Here is a 12183-nt window from a genome sequence, read left to right on the forward strand (position 1 = left end):
ATCTTGACGTAGTTTGTTACATGCGTTTTCCTGTAGCGACGCGACCCGGAGGGAGTCACATGGTCAAGATCGGTGACCGGGAGAGGACCGCCGAGCGTCTGCTGCAGTCGAGCGCGAAGCTGTCCTACGACCCGCTGGTCGACGTCGACTGGAACGCGCCGCTGGCCGACGGCAAGCTGTTCATCCCGGAGCGCACGGTGTCCCTGTACGGCACCGACCTGTGGCGCCGGATGAGTCACGAGCAGCGGATCGAGCTGTCCAAGCAGGAGATGGTCAACACGGTCAGCGTGGGCATCTGGTTCGAGGTGATCCTGATGCAGATGCTGCTGCGGATGGCCTACCACCGCGATCCCACCACCGGGCACGTCCGGTACGCGCTGACCGAGATCGCCGACGAGTGCCGGCACTCCACGATGTTCGCCATGCTGATCGACAAGGTCGGCGAGACGCCGTACCGCAACGGTTGGCTGCTGCAGAAGCCCGCGCACGCGCTGCCGTTGATCCTGCGCGGCGCGCCGATGTGGGTGGCGACGCTGATCGGCGAGGAGATCTTCGACGCCATCCAGCGCGAGCACCTGCAGGACGAGTCGATCCAGCCGCTGGTGCGCGCGATCATGCGCATCCACGTCACCGAGGAGGCGCGGCACGTCCGCTACGCCCGTGAGGACCTGATCCGGCAGTTGGACCGGCGCGGCTGGCCGACCAGGGAGTTCACCCGCGACGTCGTGGCGATCGGGGCGTTGCTGCTGTCCCGGCTGCTGGTCCGGCCGGAGCAGTACGCGCGCGCCGGACTGGCCGAACCGCGCAAGGTCGCGGCGCTCGCCAGGGCCAACCCGCACCGGCGCGAGGTGCTGACCGAGGCGTCCGGCCGGCTGGTGCGCTTCCTGGACGACGCCGGGCTGATCGCCGGTCCGAGCAAGATGCTGTGGCGACGCGCCGGGGTGATGCTCTGACGATGTCCGGGCCGACCGTGTGGCCGGCCCGGACGCCGCTGTCAGATACCGAGGATCAGACCAGGTCGTACCGGTCCAGGTTCATCACCTTGTCCCACGCGGACACGAAGTCGCGCACGAACTTCTCGCCCGCGTCGTCGCTGGCGTAGACCTCGGCGACGGCCCGCAGCTCGGAGTTCGACCCGAACACCAGGTCGGCCCGGCTGCCGGTCCACTTGACCTCACCGGTCGCGCGGTCGCGGCCCTCGAAGGTCTCCGCGTCCTCGCCGGTCGGCTTCCACTCCGTGCCCATGTCGAGCAGGTTCACGAAGAACTCGTTGGTCAGCGACCCCGGCGAGGAGGTGAACACGCCGAGCTGGGACTGCTGGTAGTTCGCGCCGAGCACCCGCAGACCGCCGATCAGGACGGTCAGCTCCGGCGCGGACAGGGTCAGCAGGTTCGCCCGGTCGAGCAGCAGGAACTCGGCCGGCAACCGGCCGCCCTTGCCCCGGTAGTTGCGGAACCCGTCGGTCGCAGGCTCCAGCGGCGCGAACGACTCGACGTCGGTCTGCTCCTGCGACGCGTCCGTGCGGCCCGGCGTGAACGGGACCGTCACGTCGTGGCCGGCGGCCTTGGCGGCCTGCTCGACCGCCGCGCACCCGCCGAGCACGATCAGGTCGGCCAGCGAGACCGGCTTGCCGAACGACCCCTGAATCCCCTCCAGCGTGCGCAGCACCTGAGCGAGATTGTCCGGGTCGTTGACCTCCCACTGGCGCTGCGGCTCCAGGCGGATCCGCGCACCGTTCGCGCCGCCCCGCTTGTCACTGCCGCGGAACGTCGACGCGGACGCCCACGCGGCGGAGACGAGCTGGGACACCGACAGCCCGGAGTCGAGGATCTGGCTCTTGAGCGCCGCGACGTCCTCGGCGTTCACCAGCTCGTGGTCCACCTCCGGCACCGGGTCCTGCCAGATCAGCGTCTCCTCGGGGACCAGCGGGCCGAGGTAGCGCTGGATCGGGCCCATGTCGCGGTGCGTCAGCTTGTACCAGGCGCGGGCGAACGCGTCGGCGAACTCCTCCGGGTTCTCGTAGAACCGACGGGAGATCGGCTCGTAGACCGGGTCGAACCGCAGCGCCAGGTCGGTGGTCAGCATGCCCGGCGTGCGGTTGAGCGCGCCGTCCTCCGGGTCCGGAACGGTGTTGCGGGCCTTGTTGTCCTTCGGCGTCCACTGGTTGGCACCGGCCGGGCTCGTGGTCAGCTCCCAGTCGTACTCGAACAGGTTGTGGAAGAACCAGTTGCTCCACCGGGTCGGGGTCGGGGTCCAGGTGACCTCGATGCCACTGGTGATCGCGTCGCGGCCCTTGCCGCTGCCGAAGCTGTTCTTCCAGCCGAGGCCCTGCTCATCGAGCGAGGCGCCTTCCGGCTCGGCGCCCACGAACTCGTCGGCGTCGGCCGCGCCGTGGGTCTTGCCGAAGGTGTGGCCGCCGGCGATCAGCGCGACGGTCTCCTCGTCGTTCATCGCCATGCGGTGGAACGTCTCGCGGATGTCCCGTGCCGCGGCGAGCGGGTCCGGCTGGCCGTTCGGGCCCTCCGGGTTCACGTAGATGAGACCCATCTGCACGGCGGCCAGCGGGTTCTCCAGCTCGCGGTCGCCGCTGTAGCGCTCGTCGCCGAGCCAGGTGCGCTCCGGGCCCCAGTAGACGTCCTGGTCGGGCTCCCACACGTCGGCGCGGCCACCGGCGAAGCCGAACGTCTTGAAGCCCATGGTCTCCAGTGCGCGGTTGCCCGTGAAGATCATCAGGTCGGCCCAGGAGATCTTGCGGCCGTACTTCTGCTTGACCGGCCAGAGCAGACGGCGCGCCTTGTCCAGGCTCGCGTTGTCCGGCCAGCTGTTCAGTGGTGCGAAGCGCTGCATGCCGGCGCCCGCCCCGCCGCGGCCGTCGTCGATCCGGTAGGTGCCGGCGCTGTGCCAGGCCATGCGGATCATGAGCCCGCCGTAGTGGCCGAAGTCGGCCGGCCACCAGTCCTGCGAGGTGGTCAGCACCGCGTCGACGTCGGCGGCCAGCGCGTCGAGGTCCAGGGAGTTGAACTCCGTGGCGTAGTCGAAATCGTCGTCCATCGGGTCGGCCGCCGCGGAGTGCTTGCGCAGGATCGCCAGGTTGAGCTGGTTGGGCCACCAGTCGCGGTTGCCGCCGCCTTCGGTCGGGTGGCTGAACCGTCCGTGCGCGACCGGGCAGCCGCCCGCGCTCTCCTCGTTCATCTCTCCGACAACAGCGTCAGGACTGTCAGACACGGGAATCCTTCCGGGATCGAAATGGTGGTGGTGTTCAGGAACTGCGAGCGGTCGAACATTCCGGGCACAGGCCCCAGAAGATGACCTCGGCTTCGTCGATCTCGTAGCCGTGGTCGTCGGACGCGGTCAGGCACGGTGCGTCGCCGACGGCGCAGTCGACGTCGGCGATCGCTCCGCAGGACCGGCAGACGATGTGGTGGTGGTTGTCGCCGACGCGCGATTCGTACCGCGCGAGGGAGCCGTGTGGCTGGATGCGCCGCAGCAGGCCGGCCGTGGTCAACGCGCGCAGCACGTCGTAGACGGCCTGGTGGGACACCTCGCCGAGGTTGGCACGCACGGCACCGATGATCGACTCGGTGTCGGCGTGCGGGTGGTCGTGCACCGCGGACAGCACCGCGATGCGGGGGCGTGTCACGCGCAGGGCGCCGTCGCGCAGCATGCGCTCGAGGTCCGCTGTCGTGGGCACGCCCCGAGTCTGCCATCTATTCTTGATTCATTCAAGATTATCCACCCGTCCGTGTCGGACGGGTGTGTGGCAGCCTTGCGGCAACTGATCTGGAGCGGAGGCGTGGTGGGTCGGATGAGTGCGGGTGCCGTGCTGGGGGTGAACATCCGGAGCTTGCGTACGCGAGCCGGGCTGTCGCTGTCGGAGCTGGCGCGGCGGTCGGACATCGCCAAGGGAACGCTGTCCCAGTTGGAGAACGGGATGGGGAACCCGACCATCGAAACCGTGTTCAGTCTGTCGAACGCGCTCAATGTACCGGTGTCCTCGCTGCTCGCCGAGACGGCCGAACCGGAGTCACTGGTGGTCCGGTCCGCGGACCTGGACGTGCTCAGCAGCAACGCGGTGGACCTGCGCCTGCTGCGCCGGATGGACGTCACCGACACCGTGATCGAGGTGTACGACCAGCAGGTGCGCCCCGGCGAGACGCAGGAGTCGGCCGGGCACCCCGGCTACGAGCACGTCGTTGTCACGCAAGGAGTTCTGCGGGTCGGGCCGGTGGACGACCCGTTCGTACTCGGGCCCGGCGACTACGCGTGTTTCCCCGGGCACCTGCCGCATCTGTGCGAGACGGTCGAGGGTCCGGTCGCCTCGGTGCTGATCCTGCAGTACCCGGTGGACGCGGGTGCCGGGCCGATGGCCTGTGCGGTGTCCACCGCCGCCCGGCCGCGGGCTTGACGGGCTGGTCGTCCGGGACGTAGCGTCGCCAGCGTTCACTTTAATGAACGCTGGAGGATGGTCGTGTACCCCGATGTCGTGGTGGTCGGCGCCGGAGTCATCGGTGCCGCGTGCGCGCACGCGCTGACCGCTGCCGGGTGCGCCGTGACCGTCGTGGACCGGGGTGCCCCCGCGTCCGGAACCACCGCCGCCGGCGAGGGCAACGTGCTGGTCTCGGACAAGGCGCCCGGCCCGGAACTCGATCTCGCCATGCTGTCCCGGCGACTGTGGCCGGCCCTGGCCGACGAGCTGGGCGACATCGAGTGGGAGGCCAAGGGCGGGCTCGTGGTCGCCACCACCGAGGCCGCCGCCCAACCGCTGCTGGACTTCATGCGTGACCAGCGCGCCGTCGGAGTCGACGCGCGCGAGGTGCCCGCCGGTCTGGTGCACGAACTCGAACCGCACCTGACCCGCGCGGTCACCGCCGCCGTGCACTACCCGCAGGACGCGCAACTGCAGCCCGTACTCGCCGCGACCGCGCTGCTGGCCGAGGTGACCCGGCGCGGCGGCGTGATCCGGCCGCACACCCCGGTGTCCACTGTGGACACCGGGCGGGACGGCCGGGTGCGCGGCGTGCGCGTCGCCGACGGCGTGATCCCGTGCGGCGCGGTGATCAACGCGTGCGGACCCTGGGCTGGGGACTTCGCCCGGGCGGCCGGCGTGCCGATCGCGATCCTGCCCAGGCGCGGCATCGTCCTGGTGACCGCCGCGCTGCCGCTCGTGGTGCGGCACAAGGTCTACGACGCCGACTACGTGGGCGCGGTGGTCAGCGACGACGCGGCGCTGCAGACCTCCAGCGTGGTCGAGTCGACCGCCGCCGGCCCGGTGCTGATCGGCTCCAGCCGTCAGCGGGTCGGGTTCGCCGAGCGCGTCGATGCCCACGTGTTGCGTGCGCTGGCCCGCAAGGCGGTCGGACTTTTCCCTGTACTGGCAACGGTTCCCGTGATGCGCGCGTACGGCGGCTTCCGCCCCTACGCGCCGGACCACGTGCCGGTGATCGGGCCCGATCCGCGGCTGCCCGGCATGTGGCACGCCACCGGACACGAGGGCGCCGGCATCGGGTTGGCCGCCGCCACCGGACGGCTGATCGCCGACCTGGTGACCGGTGCGGCGCCGGTGATCGATCTGGCGCCGTTCCGGGTCGACCGGCCGGCCGTGCTGGAGGCGGCATGAAGGTGACCGTGGACGGCGTGCCGACGGTGGCGCGCCCTGGCCAGACCGTGGCCGCCGCGCTGATCGAGCGGGGCCAGACCTCCTGGCGGGACACCAGGATCGGTGGCCGCCCGCGCGGGCTGTTCTGCGGTATCGGGGTGTGCTTCGACTGCCTCGTGGTGGTCAACGGCGTGCCGGATGTGCGTGCCTGTCAACGGGTTCTGGCCGACGGCGACGAGATCCGCACCCAGCGCGGGGCCGAGCTGTGAGGCGGGTCGTGGTCGTGGGAGCCGGACCGGCAGGGCTCGCCGCCGCGAGGGCCGCCGCCGAGGCGGGCGCGCGGGTACGGCTGATCGACTCCGCGCCCTCGGCCGGCGGACAGTTCTTCCGAGGGCGGCCCGACGTGCCGCCCGTGCACCCGAAGGTCGAGCACCTCGCGGACTCCGCCGTGTGGCACCTGGAGAGCGTCCACAATGGACACACGGTGCGGGTGCGCACCGGACCGGCCGACGCGCCGGTCCGGCGCGGCGTCACGCTGCACGCCGACGCGCTGATCCTGGCCACCGGTGCCTACGACCGCGCGCTGCCGTTCCCCGGCTGGGACCTGCCCGGCGTGGTGACCGCGGGCGGCGCGCAGGCCATGGCCAAGGGACATGGCGTCGCCGTTGGCCGCCGAGTGATCATCGCCGGTACCGGGCCGTTCCTGCTGCCCGTGGCGACCTCGCTGGCCGGCACCGGGGCGACCGTCGTCGAGGTGCTCGAGGCCAACGGGCCGGCCGGCTGGCTGCGGGCGCCGCGTGCGCTGCTGGCCGGCGCCGGACGGCTCGGCGAGCTGGCCGGGTACGCGAAAGCCCTTGCCGCACAACGGATTCCGTACCGCACCCGACGCACGGTGATCGCCGCACACGGCACCGGTCGGGTCGAGGCGGTGACCACGGCGGCACTGGACAACGGCTGGCGGATCCGGCCGGGCACCGAGCGCCGGATCGCCGTGGACGCGGTGTGCGTCGGCTACGGGTTCACCCCGCAACTGGAGCTGGCGGTGGCCGCCGGCTGCCGGTTGCGCGACGGGTTCGTCGAGGTCGACGCCGCGCAGGCCACCTCGACGCCGGGCGTGTTCGCCGCGGGGGAGTTGACCGGCATCGGCGGCGCGAAGCTCGCCGCCGCCGAGGGCACCGTCGCCGGTACCGCGGCCGCCGCGTCCGTCGAGGTGCCGCGCGCCGCGCTGCGGGCCGTGCGCCAGGGCCGGATCTTCGCCGACGGGCTGGCCGCCGCGCACCCGATCCAGGACGGCTGGCGCACCTGGCTGACCGACGACACGCTGGTGTGTCGCTGCGAGGAGGTCACCCTCGCCGGCCTGTGCGACGCGCTCGACCGGCACCGCGCGCTGGGCGTGCGCACACTGAAGCTGACCAGCCGCGTGGGGCTCGGCCCGTGCCAGGGCCGCGTCTGTGGGCGCAACGCCGCCGAACTCGCCGCCGGGCACACCGGCGGCCACTACGACCCCGCCGACACCGCGCGCAGGCCGATCGCGGCACCCGTGCGGCTCGGTGAACTCGCCGAAGAAGAGACCGTGGAGGAAATGAATGGACAGGCTTGACGGTGTGATCGTGGCGACCGCGTTGCCCTACACCGAGGACCTGAGCGCGCCGGCCGGGCTGCGCCCCGACCTGGACCGCTACGCCGAGCACTGCCAGTGGCTGGTGGCCAACGGCTGCCGAGGCGTCGGGCCGAACGGGTCGCTCGGCGAGTACTCCTCGCTGACCGACGCCGAGCGCCGCGCGGTGGCCCGCACGGCGGTGGAAGCCGTGGGGGACAAGGGAATTGTGGTGGTCGGCGTGCACGGCGCCGGTGCGCACCAGGCGCGGTACTGGGCCGAGTTGGCCGCCGAGGACGGTGCGGACGGCGTGCTGTGCCTGCCGCCCACGATGTACCGGGCCAACCCCGGCGAGGTGATCCACCACTTCACCGAGGTGGCCAAGGCCGGGCTGCCGATCATGGTCTACAACAACCCGATCGACACCAAGGTGGACCTCACGCCCGAGCTGGTGGCCGAGATCGCGCGGATCGACAACGTGGTGGCGGTCAAGGAGTTCTCCGGCGACGTGCGGCGGGTGCTGGAGATCCGCGAGCGGTGCGACATCGCGGTGGTGGCCGGCGCCGACGACGTGGTGCTGGAGAGCCTGCTGATGGGCGCCACCGGCTGGTTCGCCGGCTTCCCGAACGTGTTCCCAGCGGAGTCGGCACGGCTGTACTCCCTTGCCACGCAAGGAAAGCTGGACGAGGCGCGGGCGCTGTACGAGCCACTGGTGGCGGCGTTCCGGTGGGACTCGCGCATCGAGTTCGTGCAGGCGATCAAGTACGGCATGGACGTGGTCGGCCGGTTCGGCGGACCGTGCCGCCCGCCGCGCGGACCGCTGTCGGACGCACAGCGCGCCCAACTGGCCGTGGACATGGAGCGGGCCGTCGACTACTTGCGCGCGGCGGCCTGACATGCGGGCCAGCCGGTACTTCAGCGCGGTCGACTCACATACCGAGGGAATGCCCACTCGGGTGATCACCGGTGGCGTGGGGGTGATCCCTGGCGACACGATGGCCGCCCGTCGGGAGTACTTCATCGCCCACATGGACCACATCCGCGAGCTGCTGGTGAACGAGCCGCGCGGGCACTCGGCGATGAGCGGAGCGATCCTGCAGCCGCCGACCCGGCCGGACGCCGACTGGGGCGTGGTCTACATCGAGGTGTCCGGGTGCCTGCCGATGTGCGGGCACGGAACCATCGGCGTGGCAACGGTTCTCGTGGAGACCGGCATGGTCACGGTCACCGAGCCGGTGACCACCGTGCGGCTGGACACCCCGGCCGGGCTGGTGGCCGTGGACGTGGCGGTGCGCGACGGGCACGCGGACGGCGTGACGCTGCGCAACGTGCCCGCGTACAGCCACGAACTGGACGCCGTGGTCGAGGTGCCCGGGCTCGGCGAGGTGCGCTACGACCTCGCCTACGGCGGCAACTTCTACGCGATCCTGCCGCTGGAGCAGCTCGGCTTTCCCTTCGACCGCGCCGAATCCGGCCGCATCCTGGACGCCGGACTGTCCATCATGGATGCGATCAACGAGCAGCGTCGGCCGGTGCACGTCGCCGACCCGTCGATCGGAGGCTGCAAGCATGTGCAGTTCACCGCGCCCGGTGCGGACGGCGCGCACTCGCGCAACGCGATGGCCATCCACCCCGGCTGGTTCGACCGGTCGCCGTGCGGCACCGGCACCAGCGCGCGGATGGCCCAGTTGCACGCGAAGGGCGAGCTGAAAATCGGCGAGCCCTTCGTCAACGAGTCGTTCATCGGCACCCGGTTCACCGGGCGCCTGCTGGAGGAAGTGCCGATCGGTGATCGGGTCGGGGTGGTGCCGACCGTGACCGGCCGCGCCTGGATCACCGGTATGGGCCAGTACCTGCTCGACCCGACTGACCCGTTCCCGAGGGGGTTCACGCTGTGAGCATCGTGGTGTCCGCGTCACCGTGGCAGCCGTCCGACGTGGTCGCGGAGGTACCCGCCGCCACACCGTCCGATGTGGACAAGGCGGTGGCCGCTTCGGTTGCCGCGCAACGAGAGTGGGCCGCCGCCGCACCCGCCGTGCGCGCCTCGGCTCTCGGCGCGATCGCCGACACTGTCGCGGCCGAGGCCGGTTCGCTGGCCGAGTTGATCACCCGCGAGGTGGGCAAGCCCGCCGTCGAGGCAGCCGGTGAGGTGGCGCGGGCGGCGGCCCTGCTGCGGTACTACGCGCAACAGGCGTTCGACCCGTTCGGCGAGACCTACCCGGCCGGCGGCGGCCTGGCGTTCACCACCCGCCACCCGCGCGGCGTGGTCGGGTTGATCACGCCGTGGAACTTCCCGCTGGCCATCCCGGTGTGGAAGTCCGCACCCGCGCTGGCGTTCGGCAACGGCGCGCTCATCAAGCCGTCGCCGGACGCCGTGGCCTGCGCGCTGCGCTGGGCTGAACTCGCCACGCCGCACTTGCCGGACGGCTTGCTCGCCGTGCTACCTGGTGGTGCGGAAACCGGCGCGGCACTGGTGGCGGGTACCGACGCGGTGTCGTTCACCGGCTCCGGCGGAGTCGGCCGCGCGGTGGCCGTCGCGGCGGCCGAGCGGGGGATACCGGCGCAGTGCGAGATGGGCGGGCTGTCCGCCACGATCGTGCTGCCGGACGCCGACCTGGACCGTGCGGCGGCCGATATCGCTTACGCCGCAATGGGTTTCGCCGGTCAGAAGTGCACGGCCACCAAACGAGTGATCACCGTCGGCGGTGCCGAGCTGACCGACGCGTTGGCCGCGAAGGTCGCCGCGCTGGACGCCACACCGGTGATCAGCGCCGCCGCACGCGGACATGTGCGCAACGCGATCGCCGTCGCCGAGTCCTCGGGCGGCCGCGTGATCGCCAGCGGCTCCGTGCCGGAGGGCGACGGGTGGTTCCTGCGCTCCGCCGTGATCGCCGGTCTCTCCTCGGACGCGCCGCTCAACCGCGAGGAGGTGTTCGGCCCAGTGTGCACCCTCACCGAAGTGTCCGATGTGGACAGTGCACTCGCGCTGGCCAATGACACCGGCTACGGCTTGGTAACCTCGATCTACACGGCCGACTTGGACGCCGCACTGGCCGCCGCGCACCGTTGCGAATCGGGCACCGTGAAGGTGAACGCACCCACCGCCGGTGTGGACTTCCACCTGCCCTTCGGCGGCGAGAAGGCGTCCGGCTACGGCGGCAAGGAGCAAGGCAAAGCGGCACAGGCGTTCTACACGGCGAGCCGCACGATCCAGATCGGAGCCCATTAAGCTCGACCTGTGGACTTCGATGGGGCGCGCGTCTACGCCATCCCGATGCGGACGCGCTTTCGTGGAATCACCGTGCGCGAAGGAATGCTGATCGAAGGGCCTGCCGGCTGGGGCGAATTCTGCCCGTTCGCCGACTACGACGACCGCGTATCGGCTTCGTGGCTGGCCACCACCATCGAGCAGTGCACGATCGGATGGCCCGAACCCGTGCGCGACCGCATCCCCATCAACTGCACAGTGCCCGCCGTCGACCCCCAACGCGCCCACGAGATCGCGACTCTTTCTGGTTGTCAGACCGCCAAAATCAAGATCGCCGACCACCCCGACTCGTTGGCCGAAGACCTCGCCCGCGTCGAAGCTGTTCGCGACGCCCTCGGCCCCCACGGCGCCATCCGCGTCGACGCCAACGCCGTCTGGGACGTGGACACCGCCGTCACCCACATCCGCCAACTCGACCGCGCCGCACAGGGCTTGGAGTACGTCGAACAGCCGTGCCGCACGATCGAGGAGTTGGCCGCCGTCCGCCGCCAAGTCAACGTCCGCATCGCCGCCGACGAATCGATCCGGCGCGCCGAAGACCCCCTCCGCGTCGCCGTCGCCGGAGCCGCCGACATCGCGGTCATCAAGTGCACCCCGTTGGGTGGAGTGCGCCGCTCCCTCCAAGTCGCCGAAGCCGCCGGTCTCCCGTGCGTGGTCTCCTCCGCCCTGGAAACCAGCGTCGGCCTCGCCGCCCAACTAGCCCTCGCCGGCGCGCTCCCGGAGCTGGACTTCGCCTGCGGCCTAGGCACCCTCGCTCTGCTGGACGGCGATCTCGTCCCCGACGCCCAGTCCTTCCACCCCATCGACGGCCACCTCCCCGTCCCCCGCACCCCGCCGATTCCCGACCCCGCCCTCCTCGACACCTACGAACCAACCGGCACCGCGTCGTGGCACGCCCGCCTCACCCGAGTCCGCCGCCACACCTGACCCGCGAGTCCCGCGCTCCGCACCCCCGAGTTCCACCTTCACGCAGACACGCGTGTTCGCGCGAAGGTGGAATCAGGAGAGAATCCGTGCGTAATCGGATGGCGCGCGGCGAGGTCTTGCCGCAGTTGCAACAGGGCCAACTCAATTCTCTGCGAGTGCGGCTATGTCGGGTTGTATTCGTTGTGCGGTATCGAGAGCTTCCAGACGGACTCGAATGCCGTGCGGCACAGCGTGACATCGCGCGGGTTGACGGAGGAGGCTTTGCTGAGTGCGAGTCCGTCGCCGGTGTAGTGCAGAAACACGACGAGACGTCCATCGAACAGGTAGAAGTCGTTGCCAGGTAGAGCGATGGACGAGACGAGGTGTCGGGGGACCCAGCGAATGTCTTCGCCGGCGTCGACCATGGGTTTGGCGATGCTGTGCGACCAGCGCTGGTAGAGGCTTAGCGGCTCGGAGACGATCCGGGCTCGGCGTACCGACCGCCCCGCGTGCGTATGGTTTCGCAGGGTGGCGCACCAGTCATCGAGCCAACGTAGGTCGTCGTACTCTCCGGTGGCCCATTTCGCCATGTGTGGCAGCTCGACCTCGGTGCCGTACGCGTCGCGAGTTTCCAGATGAACGGCCTCCCGTTTGAACGTTCGCAGGAGGGTGTCGAACTCCGACTCTGATACCGGCCGCATGATCTACCCGGTAGTCTCTGTGTCGCGGAGCTGTTTCTCAACTGCGTCCAGTGCTTTCGCCCAGGGGTAGTTTTTCATCGCGGTGTTGCCGGTTCTGGGTGGGTGTGGATGGAAG

At 70.6% G+C, this 12183-nt stretch carries 12 protein-coding genes; 9 read left to right on the forward strand and 3 right to left on the reverse strand.

Annotated features, from left to right (window positions below; genetic code table 11):
- Window positions 1-59 precede the first annotated feature (59 nt).
- Window positions 60-953, forward strand: coding sequence for an AurF N-oxygenase family protein (locus tag EV193_RS27315; RefSeq protein WP_130347788.1), 894 nt, complete (start codon window positions 60-62; stop codon window positions 951-953).
- A 55-nt stretch (window positions 954-1008) separates the two neighbouring features.
- On the opposite strand, the gene katG is transcribed toward EV193_RS27315, so the two are convergent.
- Both katG and EV193_RS27325 read right to left on the reverse strand, forming a co-directional pair.
- Window positions 1009-3225, reverse strand: coding sequence for a catalase/peroxidase HPI (katG, locus tag EV193_RS27320; RefSeq protein ID WP_130347789.1), 2217 nt, complete (start codon window positions 3223-3225; stop codon window positions 1009-1011).
- Between the two features lie 34 nt (window positions 3226-3259).
- On the reverse strand, window positions 3260-3691 hold the full coding sequence (locus EV193_RS27325) for a Fur family transcriptional regulator (protein ID WP_130347790.1): 432 nt from the start codon (window positions 3689-3691) through the stop codon (window positions 3260-3262).
- Between the two features lie 114 nt (window positions 3692-3805).
- On the opposite strand from EV193_RS27325, the gene EV193_RS27330 reads away from it, so the two are divergent.
- From EV193_RS27330 to EV193_RS27365, 8 genes are all read left to right on the forward strand, one after another.
- Window positions 3806-4405 carry a helix-turn-helix domain-containing protein gene (locus tag EV193_RS27330; RefSeq protein ID WP_207222823.1) on the forward strand — a complete coding sequence of 200 codons (600 nt, stop codon included), beginning with the start codon at window positions 3806-3808 and terminating at the stop codon, window positions 4403-4405.
- A 63-nt stretch (window positions 4406-4468) separates the two neighbouring features.
- Window positions 4469-5617, forward strand: a complete 1149-nt coding sequence (locus EV193_RS27335; protein ID WP_423202226.1) for an NAD(P)/FAD-dependent oxidoreductase — start codon at window positions 4469-4471, stop codon at window positions 5615-5617.
- Entirely contained in the window at window positions 5614-5865 is a 252-nt protein-coding gene (locus EV193_RS27340) for a (2Fe-2S)-binding protein (RefSeq protein ID WP_130347793.1), read from the forward strand. Before EV193_RS27335 ends, EV193_RS27340 begins: the two co-directional genes overlap by 4 nt.
- Before the next feature lie 14 nt (window positions 5866-5879).
- Entirely contained in the window at window positions 5880-7196 is a 1317-nt protein-coding gene (locus tag EV193_RS27345; protein ID WP_242613705.1) for an FAD-dependent oxidoreductase, read from the forward strand.
- On the forward strand, window positions 7183-8088 hold the full coding sequence (locus tag EV193_RS27350) for a dihydrodipicolinate synthase family protein (RefSeq protein WP_130347795.1): 906 nt from the start codon (window positions 7183-7185) through the stop codon (window positions 8086-8088). Before EV193_RS27345 ends, EV193_RS27350 begins: the two co-directional genes overlap by 14 nt.
- A gap of 1 nt (window position 8089) precedes the next feature.
- Window positions 8090-9091, forward strand: a complete 1002-nt coding sequence (locus tag EV193_RS27355; protein ID WP_130347796.1) for a proline racemase family protein — start codon at window positions 8090-8092, stop codon at window positions 9089-9091.
- Window positions 9088-10422, forward strand: a complete 1335-nt coding sequence (locus tag EV193_RS27360) for an aldehyde dehydrogenase family protein (RefSeq protein WP_130347797.1) — start codon at window positions 9088-9090, stop codon at window positions 10420-10422. Before EV193_RS27355 ends, EV193_RS27360 begins: the two co-directional genes overlap by 4 nt.
- Before the next feature lie 9 nt (window positions 10423-10431).
- Window positions 10432-11388: an o-succinylbenzoate synthase gene (locus EV193_RS27365; RefSeq protein ID WP_278044224.1), complete on the forward strand. Its 957-nt coding sequence runs from the start codon at window positions 10432-10434 to the stop codon at window positions 11386-11388.
- 161 nt (window positions 11389-11549) lie between these two features.
- Here the strand turns inward: EV193_RS27365 and EV193_RS27370 are convergent, their stop codons facing one another.
- Entirely contained in the window at window positions 11550-12068 is a 519-nt protein-coding gene (locus EV193_RS27370; protein ID WP_130347798.1) for a DUF6879 family protein, read from the reverse strand.
- Window positions 12069-12183: the final 115 nt, after the last annotated feature.

Origin of the sequence: Herbihabitans rhizosphaerae, assembly GCF_004216555.1 — a bacterium.
In the GTDB taxonomy this organism is placed as follows: domain Bacteria; phylum Actinomycetota; class Actinomycetes; order Mycobacteriales; family Pseudonocardiaceae; genus Herbihabitans; species Herbihabitans rhizosphaerae.

What these genes read in the sequence shown, in the direction of transcription:
- EV193_RS27355 (WP_130347796.1), top strand. Translation starts at nt 8,090, where the DNA reads ATGCGGGCCAGCCGGTACTTCAGCGCGGTCGACTCACATACCGAGGGA.
- EV193_RS27350 (WP_130347795.1), top strand. Translation starts at nt 7,183, where the DNA reads ATGGACAGGCTTGACGGTGTGATCGTGGCGACCGCGTTGCCCTACACC.
- EV193_RS27340 (WP_130347793.1), top strand. Translation starts at nt 5,614, where the DNA reads ATGAAGGTGACCGTGGACGGCGTGCCGACGGTGGCGCGCCCTGGCCAG.
- EV193_RS27370 (WP_130347798.1), bottom strand. Translation starts at nt 12,068, where the DNA reads ATGCGGCCGGTATCAGAGTCGGAGTTCGACACCCTCCTGCGAACGTTC.
- EV193_RS27330 (WP_207222823.1), top strand. Translation starts at nt 3,806, where the DNA reads ATGAGTGCGGGTGCCGTGCTGGGGGTGAACATCCGGAGCTTGCGTACG.
- EV193_RS27315 (WP_130347788.1), top strand. Translation starts at nt 60, where the DNA reads ATGGTCAAGATCGGTGACCGGGAGAGGACCGCCGAGCGTCTGCTGCAG.